Origin of the sequence: Bacillus sp. ok061, from assembly GCF_900108285.1 — a bacterium.
Classification (GTDB): domain Bacteria; phylum Bacillota; class Bacilli; order Bacillales; family Bacillaceae_G; genus Bacillus_A; species Bacillus_A thuringiensis_S.
In genome coordinates this window covers 191,443-212,230 of record NZ_FNUW01000001.1, presented here as the reverse complement: position 1 = coordinate 212,230, position 20,788 = coordinate 191,443, and the positions used below count along the sequence as shown (strand labels likewise).

Below are 20,788 nucleotides of genomic sequence, written 5' to 3'. Positions count from 1 at the left end.
TACTTTCAACAATCTAGTTATTTAGTTTGAACTATTAATAGTGTACCACTAAATATATTTCAACAAAAACAAAAAAAAAGAAGCAAGCACCTTTAGCTTGCTTCTTTTTACTTTATATTCTCTTCTAAAGCATCTTTTTTAATATTCCAATGAGATGTATTCCATACTACCATCCCATCTTTTATGTATAACACTTGCGGTGATTCATGTCTAATACTGTATTGTTCTGCAACACGATTTGACACATCTCTCGCATCTTGTACGTATAAGTAATACGCTGGCACTTCTCTTTCTTCACTGCAATACGCTTGAAATTCTGTGTATGCACCGTGACTAATCGGGCATGTCGTACTATGTTTAAAAAGAACATACGGCTCATTCTTTTCTACTAAGACTTCAAGCTCTTCAATTGTTTCAAGCTTTGTCATATTCATCACGATTCACCTCTCATACGAAATCTAGAGCGCTTCTCTTTCTTTTCAGCGTTTTTCTCAACTCTTTCTAATTTACGCTCTTCTTTTTCAACCTTCTTCTCTTGTCTCGACGCACGGTAATGATTGTATACTTCAATCGCCGCACTGCTCCACTGTACAACTTGCGCTACTTTATCAGCGTTATTTTCAATTTCGTCCGTTACAGAGTCTGATACATTACGAAGCTTCGTATTTAAAGATTGGATTGTCGTTCCAATCCCATCTACACCCGCTACCACTTTATTTAATGACTGTGACTTCTGTTGAATATCATCAGCTAACGCATTCGTTTTATGTAATAATTGCTCTGTCTCTACGCTAATTCCTTGCATTTGTTTTTCTAAACCTTCTAACGTGCTTGCAACGTTTTCTAACGTCTTCTGAACCGATAACAACGTTCTGCATACATACACAACTAATACTGCGAAAGCAACCGCGATAATAGCCGCACTTACATATAAAAGAACTTGCATTTCATCACTTCCTTTATCTTTTTCATACTTTCTCCTATTATACAATCATTTTCCGTTTCATTCTAATCCCTATCTCATCATTAGAATTTTCATACTTATTCGTTAACTGTAACATAAATCATTCAACAAATTCCACTAAGTAGGTTACAATAGGAGAGGATACATAATTAGTAGGGAGGCTTTACATATGAAAGATCCACGTATTGAAAAGTTAGCATACAATTTAATTAACTACTCTATCCGCTTACAAAAAGGTGAAAAAGTATTAATTGAAAACTTTGGCTTACAAAAAGAACTTGTAACTGCACTTGTAAAAGAAGCATATGCAGCTGGTGGTTTTCCATTCGTCTCTTTAAAAGATCATCAAGTAGATCGCTCTTTATTAATGGGTGCTACTGAAGAACATTTCGAACAAATCGCTGCATATGAAGCAAGCGTAATGAAAGACATGGACGCTTATATCGGTCTTCGCTCTGGCGATAATATTAATGAACAAGCTGACGTTCCAAGTGAGCGCATGAAAGTTCATGGCCAAACAGTTGGTAAAAAAGTTCATAGAGACATTCGCGTTCCAAAAACACGTTGGGTTGTTCTTCGCTACCCAAATGCTTCTATGGCACAGCTTGCTAAAATGAGTACAGAAGCTTTCGAAGACTTCTACTTCGAAGTATGTAACTTAGACTACGGTAAAATGGATAAGGCGATGGATAGCCTTGTTACATTAATGAATAAAACAGATAAAGTTCGTTTAACTGGTCCTGGAACTGACTTAACATTCTCTATTAAAGACATTCCAGCAATTAAATGCTCAGGTCATTTAAACATTCCAGACGGTGAAGTATACTCTGCACCAGTTCGTGATTCTGTTAACGGTACAGTTTCTTACAACACACCATCTCCTTACAACGGTTATACATTTGAAAATGTACAACTTAAGTTCGAGAACGGTCAAATCGTTGAAGCAACTGCAAACGATTCAGAACGCATTAACAAAATCTTCGATACAGACGAAGGCGCACGCTACGTTGGTGAGTTCGCAATCGGCGTAAACCCATACATCTTACATCCAATGGGAGACATCCTATTCGATGAAAAAATCGATGGCAGCTTCCACTTCACTCCTGGACAAGCTTACGACGATGCATGGAACGGTAACAACTCGAACATCCATTGGGACTTAGTATGCATCCAACGCCCTGAATACGGCGGCGGCGAAATTTACTTCGACGACGTACTAATCCGTAAAGACGGACGCTTCGTTGTACCTGAACTAGAAGCTTTAAATCCAGAGAACTTAAAATAATGAAAAACGCTCGGAATTATATCCGAGCGTTTTTTTATTTCTTCCCTACCATTTCCATTTTCACATGTGGATTTTCTTTCTCGATAAGCGCCAAGAATTCACCCATATCTTGCGGCATCGCAACCATATGTACTTTATATGCATTCGTCGTAATTTCAAGATACTTTCCAACTTGACGAACAACTCTTATATCTTTTAATACAACATCATCATTTAGAATACCGTACTTTAATACGCCATTTTCTATTTTATGTTTTTTAATAAATACCTCCCAAACAAGTGGTACATTTACAATGAAGCATAAACCCATCCCAATCAACGCTGACATCCAATGCGCTTTATTAGTGAAAAGCATGACAATTGGATATATACACATAAAAGCTAACGTAAGACAAACGAAAATGACTACTGACTTACTTCTTTGAATTGGAAAGTTCATACCTACACCCCCTAATCCAAATTATACCACTATTTCCATTTTGCTTCATAGAAAAAGGCCATTTCTAGATGACCTTTTTCACAATGTACCTATAAAATTTCTTATCTACCTGTAACACTGGAAAGTTTTTCGGCAACTCATCTATACTCACACTTTGAAAACCATTCTTTTCATAAAAGCGATGTGCCGCTAAAAATTTTACTGTTGTTCCTAAATAAATATCTTTCAACTTTTTATCCTCAGCCCATGAAATTGCTGTTTGAAGCAACATATGTGACGCGCCCCATTCTTTTCCACGAAACTCTTTTTGTACGAACATTTTTCTTAGCGCGACTTGATGATTCTCAATATCTAATAAAGCTACTGTTCCAACTACTTTCCCATCATAAAGTGCTACCCAAAAGTTTCCGTGATCCTTTTGATAGAATGTTTCTATTTGAAGTAAATCCGGTTGTTCTTCTTTCGTAATGGGAACATTATACTCTTTTTGCTGAATATGAACGATAAGATCTACTACTTCCTCTTGAAACATACTTTCATACGGAACAATACGAATCTTCTCGTTCATCGAATTTCTTTCCACTCTGAAGCTAATAAACTATATACAGCGACATCATGGAAATGATCATATAACCATTCTTCATCTCGTAAAATACCATCTAACTTAAACCCTAAACGCTCTGGAATAGCACGACTTTTCACATTTTCAACACCGCATCGGATTTCCATTTTATTTAATTTTAAATTCTCAAATGCATATTGAAGCACAGCCTTCACGCTACGCGTCATAACGCCTTTTCCTCCAGCATCTTCTGCAAGATAATACCCAAGACTCGCCGCTCTCTTCCCCCAGCTTACTGGATGAATACCCACCATCCCAACGAGCTTTCCTTTGTAACGTATACCACTTTCAAAACCGTCTCCCTCTGCAAATTTCTTTAACCACATCGGAAAAATCTCATCATAAGCATCAGCAGATTTCATCCCATCCACCCAAGGGAGCCATTTTCGTAAATGATTACGGTTTTGATCTAATAATTGATATAATTCCTCTTTATGATGTTTTTCTAATAATTGTAGTTCAATTTCGTCGTCTACTCGGAGTGTGAACATTTTTTTAGTCCCCTTTTTAGTTTTCTTATTATTCTAACATTTGTGGATGCAAAATGTTAAATATTCACACTTTCTTTTGATTTTCTTTGTATAAAACCAGAAGAATACAATACTCCCGTAACAACTAATATCATTCCTACAGATTGTGCAGGTGTTATATTGACTCCTTCAATAAAAGAAATAAGCATTGTAACAACAGGCACTAGATTAAAAAATAAAGATGTCCTTGCTGCCCCAATTTGAGCAATTCCATTATTCCACCATAAGTAACCAAGCACACTCATTCCAATTGCCATAAAGAGAATCGCTCCCCATGCAAACAAAGGAATTTCTAAAACTGGTACTATACTTTTTTGTGTAGAAGATATGATAATAAAGGCAAGTGCACCAATAGTCATCGTATATGTCGTCGTTTGTATTGGAATACCAGTTTTAATAAACCTTCTGCCTAGCACGCCGTATAACGCCCGGCAAATATTCCCTAATAAAATATAAAAATCCCCTTTTGAAAATGATACATGTTGTAGTATTGTAAACGAACCTTGTGTAAGTACAAAAACAACTCCAATTAGTGCAAGTAACATTCCAATTGCTTGGCGCTTCACTATTTTCTCTCGTAAAATGACACTTGCTAACAGCGTCGTAACGAGAGGATTTGTCGCCATAATAAGTGCACCATTAATAGCTTCTGTATATTTCATTCCTGAAAAGAAAAAGAAGTTAAAACCGAATACACCAACAATACCTAGCAAAAGGTAATAGGTCCTATTCTGCATCCATACTTCCAAGTCAAAATCTTTTCGTATTTTTAACAAACATAACATCACAAATGCAGCAATCCCAAAACGCCATGCTGCTATATGAATTGCTTCGAAATACTGCACCGCATATTTCGAAGCATTAAATGTCCCACCAGTAAATATTGCAAAACCTAATAACTGCGCATATACTTTATTTTTCATTGCCGGCCTCCAAGTCTTTTTCTTCTAGAAAACCGTAATAAATTTCTAACTTCTCCTCCGTTAGCTGAACAACTTTTTGCAATTGTTCCTGCTGTTCTTTTAATCGCTCCAAGTGAGTTGCTAAAATGGAAATTCTCTTTTTTACTTTCGCTGGTACTTCCTCTTTCTTCTGCCTAATTTCCTCTATAATGCACCCATCACTTGCAAATTCAGCCATCTCTTCTAATGACATCCCAGTTTGTTTTAATGAATATAAAAATTTTAATAAACGTACATCACCTTCTGTATACTGACGAATACCGCTATTTCGCGTTGGTGGTGGTAATAAACCTAATTTCTCATAGTAGCGTAAAGTGTGAATGCCCATCCCTGTTAATTCTGCTACTTCGCCGATTTTATACATGTTCTCTCCCCCTTGTTTTTACATTTTCATCTTACAACCTAGAGTTAGCTCTAGGTCAATACATAAATAAAATGAAACTTTAATCAGTGGGATTTTGTTCATCCCCCACTGATTATTAGCCCACACCAATCGGGCTTTTACGGGCAGCACGACCCCTACCTAACTTCTTTGCTTTCGCTGAATTTTAAGGTGGGGGTCTCACTGCCCGGCAAATAGCGGGATAAAAATTGAACACAACAAAAAAGACGCACAGCCACAGCTATGCGTCTTTTCTATTATTTCTCTGCAACTTGAACTTCTTTTACGTAAGCTGCTTCGAATTTTTGGATGTCACCTGCGCCCATGAAAATTAGAACGCCGTTTTTATGTTTCTTTAATACATCCGTTGTTGTATCTGTAATTAGTTCTGCACCGTCAATACGCTTTTGCAGATCTTCGATTGTTAATTCACCTTTGTTTTCGCGTGCTGATCCGAAAATATCACATAAGTATACTTGGTCAGCTTTACTTAAGCTTTCTGCGAACTCATCTAAGAACTTTTCTGTACGTGAGAATGTGTGTGGCTGGAATACAGCGACAATTTCACGCTCTGGATGTTTTTGACGAGCAGCTTCAATCGTTGCATTAATTTCTGTCGGATGGTGTGCGTAGTCATCGATGATTACTTGCTCTCCCATCGGCTTTTCATTAAAGCGACGTTTTACGCCTTCAAAAGTTGTTAATTGATGTTTTACTGCTTCTACATCAACGTTTTCATAGTGACAAAGCGCGATTACTGCTAACGCATTTAATACGCTGTGATTGCCGTATCCTGTAATTTTGAACGTGTCATAGTACGTATTACGAACGAATACATCGAATATCGTGCCATCTGTTCTCTTTTGGATGTTACGTGCTTGGAAATCATTATCTTCTCCAAATCCATAGAAAATAACAGGTACTTTCGCTTGAATTTTTTGAAGTTCTTCATCATCTCCACATGCAATAATGCCTTTTTTCACTTGCAATGCCATCTCTTGGAATGCACTGAATACATCATTGATGTCTGCAAAATAATCTGGATGATCAAAATCAATATTCGTCATAATTGCATAGTCTGGATTGTAAGACAAGAAATGACGACGATACTCACAAGCTTCAAATACAAAATACTTACTATTTTCTACCCCATGCCCTGTTCCATCTCCAATAAGGTAAGATGTCGGGTGTGCACCTTGCATTACATGGGCTAACAAACCAGTTGTTGATGTTTTTCCATGTGCACCAGTTACAGCAACACTTGTGTATTGGTTCATAAGGTCACCTAAGAAGTGATGGTAACGATGGACTGGGATGTTTAATTCTTTTGCTGCTACAATTTCTTCATGCGTATCAGGAAATGCATTTCCTGCAATAATCACTTGTCCTTCTTCTACATTATTCTTATCAAAAGGAAGGATCGAGATACTACGCTTTTCCAACGCTGTTTGTGTAAAGAAACGCTTTTCATAATCAGACCCTTGAACAGTATGCTTCATATCATGAAGAATTTGCGCTAATGAACTCATTCCTGTTCCTTTAATTCCTACAAAATGGTAAACTGTCATCTTAAAGAACCTCCAACATTTCGAACTAATACAACGGCCTATCTATAAGACAGTATATGAATCTTTTCTTATTTTGGTAATCATCATACATTTTTGATGTAGTGAAGTTATTCTTTCCCTTCACTTATCAGGATAAACTCGTACGTACTTCTTTATATGTCCATAACAAGTCCATTATAGCAAAAAAGAAGCCGCTATACTATGATAACAGAAAAACTGATAGGGTCAATCACCTATCAGTTTTTCTCTCTTTTACATCTCTTCTCTTTTTTCTAATTGAACACGCTCTAAACGTGGGTTGGGACGATATTTACGACCAGCTTTTGCTTCTGGTTTCCCATTTAATTCTACATTATCACCAGTAAAGCCTATATTCATTTTTAACAAGCTACTCCCTACCCCGTATATGTCAACAGGTACCTTTTGAGCTTCAAATTCACGAATACGCTTTTCATCAAATCCACCAGTTACAACGATGTCTACATGCTGGAATCCTTCTTCATCAAGCGCCTTGCGAAGTGCGAATACAAGCGATGGATTTACACCACGTGGATCAAATGTTCCAAGTACTTCTGGGTGGCGAATAAAGTATTGATCAATCATTGTGCGAGACGTATCTACACGCACACCTTTTAATGTTGATCCAAATTCACGCGCTACACGAAGTGCATCTGTAATAACATCATTATTGTAATCAATTAGTACAACTAATTCATCTTCTGGGAATTTCTTATGATATGCTTTTGCCGCTTCTACAACATCACCATTAAACATTTGAATTAATGCGTGAGGCATTGTTCCCATACCACTTCTGCCCCACCATTCATTCATTGCATGCGTCGCTTGTGCGCTCATACCTCCGATGTATGCTGCATAACCGTCACCAGCTTGTTGTGTATAATGGTCGTCACGATCTCCCATGAAAATAACTGGTTTTTCTTTATCTACACTACGTGCAGCTTGGACAACATTATATACGTTTGTTGCAACCGATGTACGACGAGCTAAAATCCCATCAATAACACCTTCTAAAAATCCGAAATTCTCATAAGGACCATGAATTGTTAACACTGTTTCAAATGGACTAATTTTATCGCCATCTTTTAAAGAGTTAATTTCAAGTTCCTCAGGATTTTTAGCGAATGTTTGTAGCAATGCAATTACTTCATCTGTTCCGCAAAGAACTGCATTTTCTTTTTGGAAAAATTGCATCGTTACAACACTTTTCGGGCGAAATTCTTCAATAATTTCTCTAGTTTTTAAAAAGTAAACGGCGGAGAACCAACCTTCTCCAACTCGTTCGTCAAATTTAAATGTTTTATTTGTTAGTCGATTTATTTCACCTTTTAATTTTAATTCAATTTCTTTCATGTCGCTTTACTCCCTACTTTACTATCCAACATTTTCTATTAGTATACAGCAAAACCGTGGACTATACATTCGTTTCCTGCATAGCAGCAAATTCATCCTCAGAAATAAGGACATCTCTTGGCTTCGTCCCTCTTGCTTCAGAAATAATTCCTTGCGATTGCATCTCCTCAATGAGACGTGCCGCGCGATTATAACCGATGCGGAATTTTCGCTGTACAGAAGATGTGGACGCTCCCCCTTGTTCTACAACAAATTGACATGCTTCAAAGAACAATTCGTCTTCCGACTCAGCCTGTTCTGTTTTCGCTAATAAATCCTCTTGCTTAAATAAGTAATTCGGCTTCATTTGCTTTCTCACATGATCAACTGTCTTTTCGATCTCATCATCCGATACATATACACCTTGTACACGAACTGGCTTAGATGTACCGTTCCCTAAAAATAACATATCACCACGGCCAAGTAATTTCTCCGCGCCTCCAATATCAATAATCGTACGCGAATCAACTTGAGATGATACAGTAAACGCAATACGCGTTGGAATGTTTGACTTAATTAAACCTGTAATAACATCTACAGATGGACGCTGCGTCGCTACTAATAAATGAATACCACAAGCACGTGCTTTTTGCGCAATACGACAAATCGCTTCCTCAACATCACCAGGTGCTACCATCATTAAATCGGCTAACTCGTCAATGACAATAACGATATAAGGTAATGTTTCTCCTGGAATTTCTCGCTCACTTACAATCGTATTGTAACGAGTTAAATCACGAGCACCAGCGTGCGCAAACAATTCATAACGGCGTTCCATCTCTTCGACTGCCCACTTTAAAGCCGCTGTCGCTGCTTTTACATCCGTAATAACAGGTGCTACAAGATGTGGAACAGAATTGTATGGTGCAAGCTCAACCATCTTCGGATCAATTAACATTAACTTCACTTCATGCGGTTTCGCTTTATATAAAATACTCGTTAAAATCGCGTTAATACACACGCTTTTACCTGAACCCGTTGCACCCGCAATAAGTCCGTGCGGCATTTTTCGAATATCTGTTACAATTGGATCACCTGAAATATCAAGTCCAAGCGCAACAGTAAGCGGTGATTCACTCTTTGTGAATACAGGACTTCTTAAAATTTCACGAAGAAATACTGGCTTACTTTCTTTATTTGGAACTTCAATTCCAATTGCACTCTTCCCTGGAATCGGCGCTTCAATACGAATATCTTTCGCAGCTAAACTTAACTTAATATCATCACTTAAATTTGTAATTTTATTTACTTTCACGCCTGGGTCTGGTTGCACTTCAAAACGAGTTACTGCTGGCCCTTGCGAGACATTAATAACATGTGCTCCAACATGAAAATTATTAAACGTTGTATCTAATAATTCTTTTTGCTCATCTAACCATTCTGTATTATCTAGCGCTGATTGCTGTGGAATCGACAACAGCGCTAATGGCGGAACAGTGTATGTCGGTGGTGTGTGCAATACATTTCGCATATCGTTCTCTCTTTGATTTACAACATATGCTTTCTCTTGTACTTCCGTACTTGAAATTGGCTTTTGTACTTGCTCTACCACTACTTGCTGCATTGGTTGCTCTTCCACTTGTGGTTCTGCTACTACTTGCTGCACTGATTGCTCTTCCACTTGTGATTCTACTACCACCTGCTGCATTGGTTGTTCTTCCACTTGTGATTCTACTACCACCTGCTGCATTGGTTGCTCTTCCACTTGTGATTCTACTACCACCTGCTGCATTGGTTGCTCTTCCACTTGTGATTCTACTACCACCTGCTGCATTGGTTGCTCTTCCACTTGTGATTCTACTACCACCTGCTGCATTGGTTGTTCTTCCACTTGTGGTTCTGCTACTACTTGTTGCACTGGCTTATTCTCTACTCGTACATTAACAGAATGCTGCATTGCATTTGCTCTAGCTGCATGTCTTTCCATTAATCGTGTTCTATCTTGTTTCAACATAACAACATTAAATGGTACATGACGCTTTTTCTCACGTTTTGGTTCTTCTTTTTTTACAACTGGTTGTTCTTCTGCGACTGGCGCTTCTTCTACAACTCGTTTATTTTCTTCTGTTTCTGTAAGTAAAATATTCGCAAAGCTTTGAACGTCGTTCTTTGTCTGTTCATCAATCTCAGCTACATGTATGAATTCACTCTTTTGTTCAATCGCTTCATCTTCTTGCTGAATTTCCTCAAGTGCTACAAATGTCTCTACTACAGGCGCTTTTGTTTCTGCGATCACTTCTACTTCTTCTAGCTCTTCAGTTTCCGCAATCACTTCTACTTCTTCTAGCTCTTCTGTTTCCGCAATTACTTCCACTTCTTCTGACTCTTCTGCTTCTGCGATTACTTCTACTTCTTCTGACTCTTCCGTTTCTGCAATTACTTCCACTTCTTCTGATTCTTCTGTTTCCGCAATTACTTCCACTTCTTCTAGCTCTTCTGGTATTTCCACAATGATTGTTTCTTCAAGTTTTTCTTCTGCTTTGACAATCACTGATTCTTCTGGAGCTTGCTTTTCTACTTCAATAGTAGGTTGTTTTATTTCTGTATTACGTTTAATTTCTTCTGATAATATTGTATCCTCGTGCTCTACTTTAGAAGCCACTAATTCTTCTTGTAGATTGTTTTCGTTTAACACCACTACATCTTTTTCTAGCTTAGCACTTTCCATCTGCTCAGCTACTGTTTTATGAAGTAATTCATCCGCTGAAACTTCCTGCGGTGTACTCATTCCTTGAATCACTTCTTTTTCTTCTACTAAAGGCTCTTGGCGTTCGATTTCATAACCGTTTTTCTCTAGCCATTGATCAACAACTGATTTTTCTTGCTTTTTATCCTGTTGGCCAACCGATTCATGACTAGGCGAAGAAGACGTTGCTTGCCCTTCTGAGAAATCTGATAATGTATATCCTTTTTTCTCTAACCATGCATCAACAACTGCTTTGCCCTCTACAGATATTTCAAGATCTTCTCTTTCTTTTACTTCCTCCTGCTTTTCAACCTTTTTCTCTACTGAAGGACGATTATATCCATAAATTGGCGAAATCATTTCTGTTGGACGAAATGGTCTACGGTTACTCTCTTGCGAAGGTGCAGATGCCTTTTTAACGACAGCCTCTCGCACCGGTTCATATTGTACTTCCGGTTCTTCATATGTAGAAACTACCTTTTCCACATACGGTCGTCTGCTTCTTTCCACCTGTATTCCTCTTTGAGCAGTCGGTTCTTCATATGTTACTCCTTGAACAGGTTGTTCTTCGAAGCGATCTACTTCTCTTTCATCCTCTTCATCGAACCCATTATCCGGTACTAAAGGAAAACGGCATTTACCTGCATTCCTACTTGCCATTTGTGCTTCTCTTGCTTCAGTGTAGTGGTTTACACGAGGAATTTTCGGCTGACTTTCAATTTGCTTTTGTACTTCTTTATTCAACGCTGTTTGTTCTTCCTCTTTGTTAAACAACTTTTTCATCCAATCTAACATGCTTACCACTCTTTCTACTAAATAGTAACATCCTTTATTGTATCAGCATTCGGCAAAAAGTGCAGGTAAAATTAAGCATGTCATATTTATCCACAATATTCTAATTTACGAGTGTTTCATATGGAAAAACGCAGCCTTTCATGTAAGACTGCGCTTAAGCTTTACGCTTCCGATATGCATCTATACTATCCGTTACACTTTGCAATAAAGAATTTACATACTGCGGGTCAGATAATTTTTTATCTTCTTCAAGATTTGACATAAACCCAAGTTCTAATAGTACACCAGGTACTTTGGACCAATTAAATCCAGAAAGATCATCCCTGAATTTAATTCCATTTACTTTCACTTGCTGGTTCTCCCTCATTTTATTTACAATCATTTGAGAGATTTGAAGACTTTCCGCATAAATCTCTTTCGTATACGGACTGTCTTCTGCTGGCGTCAATACAGCAAATCCACTTTGGTTTGGATTTTCAGAACCATCTGCATGAAGACGTAAAAATAAATTTGCCTTATGATTATTTGCGAATGTCGCCCGTTCTTTATTACTTATATCAACGTCTTGTGACGTTCTCGTCATTAATACTTGCATTCCCTTTGCTTCTAACTTTTCTTTTAATACGAAAGCCATTTCTAATACAAGTACGGCCTCTCTTTTTTTCGTCACAACACCAGTTGTACCATCTGTCACTTTATATTTTTGTGTTGTTGCCCCTGGCCCAATCGGCTCTAAATTTAAATTCGCTTTTTGTTGATGCCCTGGATCAATAACGACAAGAAACTTCTCTTGTTTTTCATTACTCTCTACTTTTTGTTCATTATTTTGCACTGGTTGCTCAGTTGGCAGCACCGGTGTAGTTTCCTCTATCTTTTCTTCAGCCGGCATTTCCTCCTGCTTATGCTCCACTTGCTCATTCGTTTTAATTGCTTGCGATTCTTCGTTCTTTTCTTGTTCTTGCAGCTTTTCTACCGGTGCGTCTTCTTTGGTATCTTTGTTTTTCTCTTGTATAGAAGATGTAGTTTCTTTTTTCGACTGCTCTTGTGAACAACCGGCCATATATATTCCAATGAATGCAATCATGCTCATTATTTTTATATACTTCATACTTCTCTCCCATCACTTTGCACCGGATTCAAAGTTTTTCTTATAATTGCCCTATAATCTCATCCATATTTCCAATATAAACTGGCTGCCATGTTTCTGTACCACGTTCTGCAGTATAAACTGGATAAGCGTCATCATCTATATTTACGAAAACTGGATCGCCCATATCCGTTTCATATCCAATTGCAATCCATCCTTCTTGCCACTTTCCGTTTTCTTCACTTATTAATGACTTTTTATGTTTATCATATCGGTAACCGATTTGTCCTTTTTCTAATTCACTTTCACTAAACACATATATTTCATAAGTACCTAGCTCAACATCTTGCTGTTTTGAAGTTTCAATTCGTTTTAGAAGTTCTGCGATTTTTGGTTGTTGTTTCATACGTCTATCCCCTTCTATTTTTCTAAATTTTAACTAGTTTGTTTATAAAATACAATATAGATTTTAAGACAAAAGGTGACACCTTTATCATATTTACGATTTTTGGAGTATATCTATCACAACTCTCAATATATTAACGATTCAACACGAAATTTCGACTTACCAACAAAAATGACAAAAAAGAGAGGCTGCCCAAAAGGACAACCTCTCTTTTCTTATATCAATTAAAATTTAAATTCTTGTCCAACTTCAAAGCTATCTTCTAATACAAGAATACCTTTTTCTTGTGGAGCGTCTGGAAGCTCTAATTCACGTGCAGAGCAGATCATTCCAGAAGAAGGAACACCGCGAAGCTCAGCTGGCTTGATTAACATACCGCTTGGCATTACAGCACCGATTTTTGCAACGACAACTTTTTGTCCTGCATCAACGTTTGGTGCACCACATACGATTTGTAATGTTTCTGTACCAATTTCTACTTTACAGATGTTTAACTTATCAGCATTTGGGTGCTTTTCTTTTTCAGCTACATAGCCTACAACAAATTTCGGAGAAAGATCTGCTTCTACTGTCTCTTCAAAGCCATTCTTCGCTAAAATTTCGTTGATTTTCTCTACAAGCTCTTTCGTTAATGTAAGGTTTCCTTTTTCTTTTACTTCTAAGTAAGAAGATGCATTAAAGATGTTGAATCCTGCTGTTACATTGCTTTCACGATCGTATACGCGTGCAACATCTCCTTTGCGATCAAAAGTACGGTTCTCTAAAGTAATATCTTGTAAGGCAACAATTAAAGTGTCACCAATTCCTTCAAGGTTGTAAAAAACGTTCACTTCGTTCATCCTTTCTCTTTTCCATCTGTCTTCTTCCGATTTTTCGCTAAAATAAAGATTGGTTCAAATTCTCCATCTTCATATACGAATGAAAGTGATGTAATCGGAACATGCCCTTCGGCAAAAAATTTCATTGTCATTTGTGCAATAATATCATAACCGATTTCGTTGACGATATCAGCAATAATTAATACATCTTGGTGAGGAACAGCAACAACCATGTCACCAGAAATCTTCTCACGCATCGATTGTAGTAACGATTCGTTTAAAATACGAGTCGCATCATACCCATCATTTGTGTTTAAAAAGTAGAATGTATTCCCCGCTACTGTATCTTGTTTAAATTCATAACCTAATGAGCGTGCGTTGAATAATGCCATTTCCCGCACTTGTTGCTCTGTAAGTTCTAATTTTTGTAATAGACGTTCATCAATTAGTCGATACGTTTTATTCGAATCTAACGCATAGTAAATACGTGTTTCCGCCGTATGATCCGTCATAATAAACGGATTTCCTTCTTCTGCTTGTTTCGGGAAAGAAGTAGAACGAATAACAGGTAAAATTTTTGCTCCGCTATTTTCTTCTTTATGCATCGCAATTAGCGCTTCTTGTACGTAATAAGCAACTTCTTCAATTGCCTTTTCTTTGTTCACTTCCCATTTTGCCACAACTCCTGGAAGCGATACGTTAATACCTTTTTTCGAGTCTTTCTGTTCTATACGTAGAACCTCTTTCTCGCTATCATACTGAAAGTCCCATTCTGGACGAGATAATTTCTTCATTAACTCTTCTTTCATCTTTTTACTTGTCATCTTCATCTCTTTTTCCTCCCTTCCAAAAAAATAACCTCCCCCGCGAAGGTAGAGGTTGTTTTACAATTCAATTGGCAAATTGCCTTACTTTAAACCTTCAATGAACTCTTCGATTTGTTCTTGTGTTTTACGATCTTTGTTTACATAGCGACCAGTTTCTTCACCTTTATTGTACGCTACAAAGCTCGGAATGCCAAATACGTCTAATTTTACACATAGATCAATAAACTCATCACGATCTACATAGTAAAATGAGAAATCACTATATTTCTCTTCTACTTCTGGCATAAATGGGTCTACAAAGCGGCAGTCTGGGCACCATTCTGCTGAGAACATAAAGACTACATTCTCTTCATTTTTTAATTGTTGGAATTGCTCCATGCTTTCTAATGACTTCATCTATATTTCCTCCTCTAACGGGTGCATTTTTCATGTTATAATCTTTCTTTTATACTACCATACATCGCGCATGGTGCAAGGTTTATGCTTGCTTTTTGTCATACTTATATTGCCCAACAAGTAACTTAACAACGTGTACAAATAATTCCGTGCGGTCGACATAATCATCTGTAAAAATACCAATCGCACCTTCGTGACTACGAATATCTTTTCTATGTACAAACTCTTCCATCACTTCACTTAACTCCTTGCCATCTTCAAGAGGTGCTAAAAAATCGTCTGGTAACTTAATACGCGCTCCTCCAGCCACGAATACTTTCCCATCACTTGTTGCTAACGCACCCCAGTTACACATAAATAAACCGTGCTCCGTTTTCATCACACCGCCTTCTAGCCCAATACCAATTGGAGCTTCTCCTTCCTCTAGCACTCGCTTCGCTCTATTAATCGCTCCTTGCATCGTCTCTTCATCTGAAAACGGCTGATTTGCTACTCCTGAAGGAACAGAAAGAGATGTAATTTCAGCATCTTTCCAAACCTTCTCCACAGCGCCAACCTTCGTTTTATTCTTCGATCCAACTACTACCTTCATTTCGTTCACCTCTATAAAAATTCATCATTTTGTTCCAATATCTGCTTCCGAACATATTAAATACCAACCACTATCACACACCACCGTGGAATCCCTTCTACCTATAAAAGAAGATGGCTTTCCACAATATTACTGGTCCTAAACAAAAAAACAGGCTTCTTCTTTCTTCCTATCCTCGGTCTTAATACACCATTCGAGCACATACCGCCACCACACACCGCTGGGCATCTATTCAATCCAAAAAGAAAGGTAGCTTTCCTCAATTACAGACCTCGAACACAAAAATAGTCTTTATCTCACTTCCTACCCGCGCTCTTAATACACCATTCGATCGCCCATTAAGCACTGACCGCTCCCACTCATGGATGGGTCATCTATTCAATCCAAAAAAAGAAAGGCTCTTCAGCCCTTCTTCTCTACGCGTTATTCTTAATTGTCTCTAACGTCGTTTTATCCGTTGTTCTTACAAGCTTCGTAATTAATTCTTTCGCCGCTGCATAATCATCAACATGTAAAATTGAAGCATGTGTATGAATGTAGCGTGCACAAACACCAATTACTGCTGATGGGATACCAGAGTTACTTGTATGTACACGGCCCGCATCTGTACCACCTTGTGAAATAAAGTATTGATACGGAATGTTGTTTGTTTCTGCTGTATCTAAAATGAATTCGCGCATTCCTCTATGTGTTACCATCGTGCGATCGTAAATACGAAGAAGAGCACCTCTTCCTAATTGACCGAACTGCGTTTTATCACCAGATGCATCGTTTGCTGGACTTGCATCAAGCGCATAAAAAATGTCTGGTTGAATCATATTTGCAGCAGTTTGCGCTCCGCGAAGGCCTACTTCTTCTTGTACAGTAGCACCAGAGTATAATGTGTTTGGTAATGTTTCATCTTTTAATTCTTTTAACAATTCAATTGCAAGACCACATCCGTAACGGTTGTCCCAAGCTTTCGCCATAATTTTCTTCTCATTTGCCATCGGTGTGAATGGGCAAATCGGCACGATTTGTTGTCCTGGTTTTACACCAATTTCAATCGCATCTTCATAACTATCTGCACCTATATCAATTAACATATTTTTTATATCCATCGGTTTTGCACGTTGCGCGTCACTTAATAAATGAGGAGGAATAGAACCAACAACCCCAATAACAGGACCATTCTTCGTCATAACTTGTACACGCTGTGCTAATAGAACTTGGCTCCACCAGCCGCCTAACGTTTGAAAACGAAGCATTCCGTTTTTCGTAATTTGCGTAACCATGAAACCTACTTCATCCATATGACCTGCTACAAGAACACGCGGGCCAGTTTCGTCCCCTTTTTTCAGACCAAATACGCTACCTAAACCGTCTTGTACAATTTCATCCGCATATTTGCTTAATTCTTGTTTCATAAAACGGCGTACATCATGTTCAAAACCTGATGCACCCTGTAATTCTGTTAACGTACGAAATAATTGTAATGTCTCTTTATTCACGAAGTCCCCTTCTTTCAAACCTTAGTAGAATACCTCTTTTATTGTAACGAAATTTTCGAAATGTTTCTAGTTTCTTCTTTTTTAACTGTATTTGCTTTATAATTATTATTGGTACACTATTTTTATTTTATAGAATTGAGGTGAATATATGAGCTGGAAAGGTTTAGTAGCAGGTCTTGGCTTTGGATTCGCAGCTGGTTATCTCGTTGCAAACAAAGTACAAGAACAATCCCATATTTCTTCAGAAAAAGCATTGAAAATGGTGAAACAAGCATTAAGTCATAAAGGTGAAATTACTGGCTCTTGGGTACATATGGTTCCAGAGACATTTGAAAAATATGATGTCGCATATGAAGTTTATCGCGGCGGTCTTACAACAATGTTAGATGATATACAAGAACGATTTGAATTTTTAGTTGATGCTAAAACAGGTACTGTTTTAGAGGTTATAGCAGCATAAAAAGGAGGGTTCCCATTAGGTGAACCTCTTATTTTTTTGAAATTGTGGGTATTGATTAAAATTATATCAGCGATTTTCCGAATATATCGACTTACCGACAAAATCCGATAATAAAAAAGAAGCTGCTCCAACAAATATGATGGAACAATCTCCTCTTTTTAAGCTTCTATACTCGTTTTCCGTTCTATTTTTTCTACGATATGCCCTTCCTCATTCCACTTCACAGCGCGATAATATGCATCATGATAAAACGTAAACCACGCCTCTTTGTCAGCACCATACTTCATCCACTTTTGTTTATTTTCAATCGAGGTCATCGGATAATCATCGTATGCCATTACCCATAATACATTTTGATGCGCGTGCGTCGGCAAGAGATCTGCTAAATGTAGCATCGTTTCCCCTTGACTCTCCAAAGCGATAACTGCATGTCCATCACTATGACCACCCGTATGCGCCATCTTAATTTCATCTGTAATTTCTATTTCTTGCTGGAACGTAACAACTTGATCTACAATTGGCTCCCAATTTTCCTTCCAATATGTATTACGTGATCTAATGTTTGGATTCCTCATTTCATTCCATTCTGTTTCACTTACGTAAATTTTCGCATTTGGAAATGCCGGTACAAGGTGATCATTTTCCCATTTTGTTAGACCAGATGCATGATCAAAATGAAGATGTGTCATTAAGACATAGTCGATATCTTCAGACTTTAATCCTAATTTTTCTAATGATTCATACACCGATGATTCTTCTGTTACACCTTGATTTCGTTTCATCTTCTCATCCAACTTACCGTTTCCTATTCCTGAATCAATGAGCATATTTCCATCTTTCGTTTGTAAAAGTAACGGATCTGTTCGTAAGTAAATATGATTTGTGTCATTATGTTTATATTTACGTGACCAAAGTACTTTCGGCACAACACCAAACATTGCCCCTCCATCTAAATGTGTATTTCCGCCTTTTAACCACGTTACTTTTATATCTCCAATTTGTAAATGTTCCATTACACATCCCCCTTTTAATTAATATTAACATAAAATTCTGATTATTTTAGACGTAAAAAAACCTATGGCATTACTGCATAGGCTCTGTACGATATTTTGCTTCAACTCGGTAAATACGATGACCCTTACTAGAGAATTTCTCTTCGTATTCAGTCATGATGTTACCTTCAAAGTCACTGTTATGAAGATCTAAGCTTAAGTACGTTAGTAACATACCATACTCAGCCATACTCATAAGAGAATATTCAAATAAACCTTGATTATCTGTTTTGAAATGAATTTCTCCGCCTTCTACTAACACTTCTTCATAATTACGTAAAAACGTTTTATACGTTAAACGACGCTTCGTATGACGCTTCTTTGGCCATGGATCTGAGAAATTTAAATAAACGCGATCAATCTCACCTTTTGCAAAGAAAACTGTTAAATCTTCAGCATCTTTATTAATTAACTTTAAGTTCGGCACTTCTTCTTCAATTAATTTATCAAGTGCATCTACAACAACACTTGTGAATTTTTCAATTCCAATATAATTAATATGTGGATTCGCTTTTGCCATATCATACATAAAGCGGCCACGACCTGTACCTACTTCAATATGAATTGGTTGTTCATTTCCAAATACTTCTTTCCAGTTACCAGCGCGCTCCTCTGGGTTTCCGATTACGATATGTGAATACTCGTTAATTCGATCCATTGCATATGGTTTATGTCTTAAACGCATAGATGTCTCCCTCTCTTTACAAAACTATTTTAAAGGAATAATTCCTTCTTTCTTTTTTTAATCAATCTACCAAACAAAAAACCAAGTACGTACGAGCACTCGGTCCGTTTCTTTCAAGTATAAGATGTACCATTTTGATAAAAACTACATACAGCATTAAACATTCCATGACGAAACAGCTTTTTCTCTTACATTTGAAGAGAAAAACAATCGAAAGGATGATCCGTTCATGCCAATTAATCAACAACATCAATTAGAAGTGCTGAAAGATATTTTAGTCAACCACCAAAGTGATTGCTGCGGGACAGTTTCAGAATGCGAGCAATTAGAGCGCCTCATTCAATCGTTACTCGCAAACGATAATATAAGTAGTGACGCTAAAACAATGCTAAACGATGTATATTCTTATAGTCAATCGGGTAAATCTTCCTCTAATTTGGACAACCATATTTCCAATAATCAAGAACAACTTACTCAGTGGATTGCTGGAATGGACAATTTTTCTTAAGTATTATTCTGAAGCAAGTAGTTGCTGTAAATATTGATGCCAATATTCAGCTTCTGCTTGCTGTTTTTTTGTTGTGTGCCATTGAATAGACAAAATCGTTTGTGCTATCACATACCATCTCATGCGCCTAAGCAGCGATTCATCCATTTCAATATCATAAAAACCGAGCCACTCACTCCACTCCTGGCGCGGAATGTACCAATATAATAACATACCAAGGTCTAGAGCTGGGTCAGCAATTACAGCTCCATCCCAATCAATTAAAAACAACTCATCTTCATCCGACAATATCCAGTTGTTATGGTTTACATCACAATGGCATACAACGAATTCGTTGTATTCAATAGCTTTTAATGAATCCATTAAATATTGAAGGCCTTGCTGAATTGTTTCATCATCCCTTATATCTCCTCTTAAAACGAGTTGCAGTTGTTGTAATAACTCTTGTGCGTGAAGCGGCTGCTTCCCAAGTCTTTGAATCATCTGTACAAGCGCTTTAGAGGAGTGAATTTTCTTCAAAAGTTTCGCAACACGTTCTAGTTTCATATCCTCTGGCTCTAGCTTCTGTCCCGGAAGCCATTTTTGAGCAGAAATTACATCACCGTTCGTTACCCTTCTTGTCCAAAGTAATTTTGGAACAATTCCTTCTGCTGACAATACCGCTAAAAAGGGCGATGTATTCCGCTTTAAAAATAACTTCTGTTGTCCGTTTTGCGCAATATACGCATCGCCCGTTACTCCACCAGCCGGTACAAGACTCCACTCTTTTCCTAATAATTGTTCCAACCATTCCATATTCATTACCCGTTAACAAATCCTTATCT

General features: G+C 37.6%; 23 protein-coding genes. 3 read left to right on the top strand and 20 right to left on the bottom strand.

Annotation, left to right across the window (positions count from 1 at the left end):
* Window positions 1-107 precede the first annotated feature (107 nt).
* Window positions 108-434 carry a bacillithiol system redox-active protein YtxJ gene (ytxJ, locus tag C4S65_RS01220; RefSeq protein WP_001057469.1) on the bottom strand — a complete coding sequence of 109 codons (327 nt, stop codon included), beginning with the start codon at window positions 432-434 and terminating at the stop codon, window positions 108-110.
* Window positions 434-946 carry a DUF948 domain-containing protein gene (locus tag C4S65_RS01215; protein WP_098838541.1) on the bottom strand — a complete coding sequence of 171 codons (513 nt, stop codon included), beginning with the start codon at window positions 944-946 and terminating at the stop codon, window positions 434-436. The genes ytxJ and C4S65_RS01215 overlap by 1 nt, the downstream gene beginning before the upstream one ends.
* 187 nt (window positions 947-1,133) lie before the next feature.
* On the opposite strand from C4S65_RS01215, the gene C4S65_RS01210 reads away from it, so the two are divergent.
* Window positions 1,134-2,249, top strand: a complete 1,116-nt coding sequence (locus C4S65_RS01210) for an aminopeptidase (protein ID WP_000654729.1) — start codon at window positions 1,134-1,136, stop codon at window positions 2,247-2,249.
* Window positions 2,250-2,283: 34 nt separating this feature from the next.
* Here the strand turns inward: C4S65_RS01210 and C4S65_RS01205 are convergent, their stop codons facing one another.
* From C4S65_RS01205 to C4S65_RS01135, 15 genes are all read right to left on the bottom strand, one after another.
* Window positions 2,284-2,688, bottom strand: a complete 405-nt coding sequence (locus tag C4S65_RS01205; RefSeq protein ID WP_001010621.1) for a PH domain-containing protein — start codon at window positions 2,686-2,688, stop codon at window positions 2,284-2,286.
* A gap of 64 nt (window positions 2,689-2,752) precedes the next feature.
* Window positions 2,753-3,256, bottom strand: a complete 504-nt coding sequence (locus C4S65_RS01200) for a GNAT family N-acetyltransferase (protein WP_061666044.1) — start codon at window positions 3,254-3,256, stop codon at window positions 2,753-2,755.
* Entirely contained in the window at window positions 3,253-3,801 is a 549-nt protein-coding gene (locus C4S65_RS01195; protein WP_061666043.1) for a GNAT family protein, read from the bottom strand. Before C4S65_RS01195 ends, C4S65_RS01200 begins: the two co-directional genes overlap by 4 nt.
* A 56-nt stretch (window positions 3,802-3,857) precedes the next feature.
* Window positions 3,858-4,763 carry a DMT family transporter gene (locus C4S65_RS01190; protein WP_098838540.1) on the bottom strand — a complete coding sequence of 302 codons (906 nt, stop codon included), beginning with the start codon at window positions 4,761-4,763 and terminating at the stop codon, window positions 3,858-3,860.
* Complete coding sequence (locus C4S65_RS01185; protein WP_000276600.1) at window positions 4,753-5,166, bottom strand: MerR family transcriptional regulator; 414 nt, start codon at window positions 5,164-5,166, stop codon at window positions 4,753-4,755. Before C4S65_RS01185 ends, C4S65_RS01190 begins: the two co-directional genes overlap by 11 nt.
* A 275-nt stretch (window positions 5,167-5,441) precedes the next feature.
* Window positions 5,442-6,752, bottom strand: coding sequence for a UDP-N-acetylmuramate--L-alanine ligase (gene murC, locus C4S65_RS01180; protein ID WP_000219467.1), 1,311 nt, complete (start codon window positions 6,750-6,752; stop codon window positions 5,442-5,444).
* Between the two features lie 252 nt (window positions 6,753-7,004).
* A complete protein-coding gene (locus tag C4S65_RS01175; RefSeq protein WP_000658373.1) occupies window positions 7,005-8,123 on the bottom strand; it encodes a nicotinate phosphoribosyltransferase in 1,119 nt (372 codons plus the stop codon).
* 61 nt (window positions 8,124-8,184) lie between these two features.
* A complete protein-coding gene (locus C4S65_RS01170) occupies window positions 8,185-11,643 on the bottom strand; it encodes a DNA translocase FtsK (protein WP_103945095.1) in 3,459 nt (1,152 codons plus the stop codon).
* A gap of 154 nt (window positions 11,644-11,797) precedes the next feature.
* The gene (locus C4S65_RS01165) at window positions 11,798-12,751 is read right to left on the bottom strand and encodes an N-acetylmuramoyl-L-alanine amidase (RefSeq protein ID WP_116366206.1); all 954 of its coding nucleotides are present in this window, start codon (window positions 12,749-12,751) and stop codon (window positions 11,798-11,800) included.
* 40 nt (window positions 12,752-12,791) lie between these two features.
* Window positions 12,792-13,136 carry a hypothetical protein gene (locus C4S65_RS01160; protein ID WP_000813348.1) on the bottom strand — a complete coding sequence of 115 codons (345 nt, stop codon included), beginning with the start codon at window positions 13,134-13,136 and terminating at the stop codon, window positions 12,792-12,794.
* Between the two features lie 224 nt (window positions 13,137-13,360).
* Window positions 13,361-13,975 (bottom strand): YtpR family tRNA-binding protein, encoded by a 615-nt coding sequence (gene ytpR / locus C4S65_RS01155; protein ID WP_086405806.1) that lies wholly within the window; start codon window positions 13,973-13,975, stop codon window positions 13,361-13,363.
* Window positions 13,972-14,784 (bottom strand): DUF1444 domain-containing protein, encoded by an 813-nt coding sequence (locus C4S65_RS01150; protein ID WP_000784615.1) that lies wholly within the window; start codon window positions 14,782-14,784, stop codon window positions 13,972-13,974. Before C4S65_RS01150 ends, ytpR begins: the two co-directional genes overlap by 4 nt.
* 78 nt (window positions 14,785-14,862) lie before the next feature.
* Window positions 14,863-15,177, bottom strand: coding sequence for a thioredoxin family protein (locus C4S65_RS01145; RefSeq protein WP_000838193.1), 315 nt, complete (start codon window positions 15,175-15,177; stop codon window positions 14,863-14,865).
* Between the two features lie 82 nt (window positions 15,178-15,259).
* On the bottom strand, window positions 15,260-15,769 hold the full coding sequence (locus tag C4S65_RS01140) for a DUF84 family protein (protein WP_000869933.1): 510 nt from the start codon (window positions 15,767-15,769) through the stop codon (window positions 15,260-15,262).
* A gap of 416 nt (window positions 15,770-16,185) precedes the next feature.
* Window positions 16,186-17,259, bottom strand: coding sequence for a M20/M25/M40 family metallo-hydrolase (locus C4S65_RS01135; RefSeq protein WP_001031518.1), 1,074 nt, complete (start codon window positions 17,257-17,259; stop codon window positions 16,186-16,188).
* Window positions 17,260-17,407: 148 nt separating this feature from the next.
* Here C4S65_RS01135 and C4S65_RS01130 point away from each other — a divergent pair, with 148 nt between their 5' ends.
* A complete protein-coding gene (locus tag C4S65_RS01130; RefSeq protein ID WP_000118535.1) occupies window positions 17,408-17,719 on the top strand; it encodes a PepSY domain-containing protein in 312 nt (103 codons plus the stop codon).
* 158 nt (window positions 17,720-17,877) lie between these two features.
* Here the strand turns inward: C4S65_RS01130 and C4S65_RS01125 are convergent, their stop codons facing one another.
* Entirely contained in the window at window positions 17,878-18,732 is an 855-nt protein-coding gene (locus tag C4S65_RS01125) for an MBL fold metallo-hydrolase (protein ID WP_086405805.1), read from the bottom strand.
* 70 nt (window positions 18,733-18,802) lie between these two features.
* Window positions 18,803-19,456: a tRNA (guanosine(46)-N7)-methyltransferase TrmB gene (gene trmB / locus C4S65_RS01120; protein WP_001239383.1), complete on the bottom strand. Its 654-nt coding sequence runs from the start codon at window positions 19,454-19,456 to the stop codon at window positions 18,803-18,805.
* Window positions 19,457-19,685: 229 nt separating this feature from the next.
* Between trmB and C4S65_RS01115 the strand changes: the two genes are divergently transcribed.
* Window positions 19,686-19,964, top strand: coding sequence for a YtzH-like family protein (locus C4S65_RS01115; RefSeq protein ID WP_001122235.1), 279 nt, complete (start codon window positions 19,686-19,688; stop codon window positions 19,962-19,964).
* A gap of 3 nt (window positions 19,965-19,967) precedes the next feature.
* Here the strand turns inward: C4S65_RS01115 and C4S65_RS01110 are convergent, their stop codons facing one another.
* The gene (locus C4S65_RS01110; protein WP_002094168.1) at window positions 19,968-20,765 is read right to left on the bottom strand and encodes a phosphotransferase family protein; all 798 of its coding nucleotides are present in this window, start codon (window positions 20,763-20,765) and stop codon (window positions 19,968-19,970) included.
* Window positions 20,766-20,788: the final 23 nt, after the last annotated feature.

Excerpts from the sequence above, each read along its gene's own strand:
- ytxJ (WP_001057469.1), bottom strand. The coding sequence starts at position 434 with ATGAATATGACAAAGCTTGAAACAATTGAAGAGCTTGAAGTCTTAGTA.
- C4S65_RS01215 (WP_098838541.1), bottom strand. The coding sequence starts at position 946 with ATGCAAGTTCTTTTATATGTAAGTGCGGCTATTATCGCGGTTGCTTTC.
- C4S65_RS01210 (WP_000654729.1), top strand. The coding sequence starts at position 1,134 with ATGAAAGATCCACGTATTGAAAAGTTAGCATACAATTTAATTAACTAC.
- C4S65_RS01205 (WP_001010621.1), bottom strand. The coding sequence starts at position 2,688 with ATGAACTTTCCAATTCAAAGAAGTAAGTCAGTAGTCATTTTCGTTTGT.
- C4S65_RS01200 (WP_061666044.1), bottom strand. The coding sequence starts at position 3,256 with ATGAACGAGAAGATTCGTATTGTTCCGTATGAAAGTATGTTTCAAGAG.
- C4S65_RS01195 (WP_061666043.1), bottom strand. The coding sequence starts at position 3,801 with ATGTTCACACTCCGAGTAGACGACGAAATTGAACTACAATTATTAGAA.
- C4S65_RS01190 (WP_098838540.1), bottom strand. The coding sequence starts at position 4,763 with ATGAAAAATAAAGTATATGCGCAGTTATTAGGTTTTGCAATATTTACT.
- C4S65_RS01185 (WP_000276600.1), bottom strand. The coding sequence starts at position 5,166 with ATGTATAAAATCGGCGAAGTAGCAGAATTAACAGGGATGGGCATTCAC.
- murC (WP_000219467.1), bottom strand. The coding sequence starts at position 6,752 with ATGACAGTTTACCATTTTGTAGGAATTAAAGGAACAGGAATGAGTTCA.
- C4S65_RS01175 (WP_000658373.1), bottom strand. The coding sequence starts at position 8,123 with ATGAAAGAAATTGAATTAAAATTAAAAGGTGAAATAAATCGACTAACA.
- C4S65_RS01170 (WP_103945095.1), bottom strand. The coding sequence starts at position 11,643 with ATGTTAGATTGGATGAAAAAGTTGTTTAACAAAGAGGAAGAACAAACA.
- C4S65_RS01165 (WP_116366206.1), bottom strand. The coding sequence starts at position 12,751 with ATGAAGTATATAAAAATAATGAGCATGATTGCATTCATTGGAATATAT.
- C4S65_RS01160 (WP_000813348.1), bottom strand. The coding sequence starts at position 13,136 with ATGAAACAACAACCAAAAATCGCAGAACTTCTAAAACGAATTGAAACT.
- ytpR (WP_086405806.1), bottom strand. The coding sequence starts at position 13,975 with ATGAACGAAGTGAACGTTTTTTACAACCTTGAAGGAATTGGTGACACT.
- C4S65_RS01150 (WP_000784615.1), bottom strand. The coding sequence starts at position 14,784 with ATGAAGATGACAAGTAAAAAGATGAAAGAAGAGTTAATGAAGAAATTA.
- C4S65_RS01145 (WP_000838193.1), bottom strand. The coding sequence starts at position 15,177 with ATGAAGTCATTAGAAAGCATGGAGCAATTCCAACAATTAAAAAATGAA.
- C4S65_RS01140 (WP_000869933.1), bottom strand. The coding sequence starts at position 15,769 with ATGAAGGTAGTAGTTGGATCGAAGAATAAAACGAAGGTTGGCGCTGTG.
- C4S65_RS01130 (WP_000118535.1), top strand. The coding sequence starts at position 17,408 with ATGAGCTGGAAAGGTTTAGTAGCAGGTCTTGGCTTTGGATTCGCAGCT.
- C4S65_RS01125 (WP_086405805.1), bottom strand. The coding sequence starts at position 18,732 with ATGGAACATTTACAAATTGGAGATATAAAAGTAACGTGGTTAAAAGGC.
- trmB (WP_001239383.1), bottom strand. The coding sequence starts at position 19,456 with ATGCGTTTAAGACATAAACCATATGCAATGGATCGAATTAACGAGTAT.
- C4S65_RS01115 (WP_001122235.1), top strand. The coding sequence starts at position 19,686 with ATGCCAATTAATCAACAACATCAATTAGAAGTGCTGAAAGATATTTTA.
- C4S65_RS01110 (WP_002094168.1), bottom strand. The coding sequence starts at position 20,765 with ATGAATATGGAATGGTTGGAACAATTATTAGGAAAAGAGTGGAGTCTT.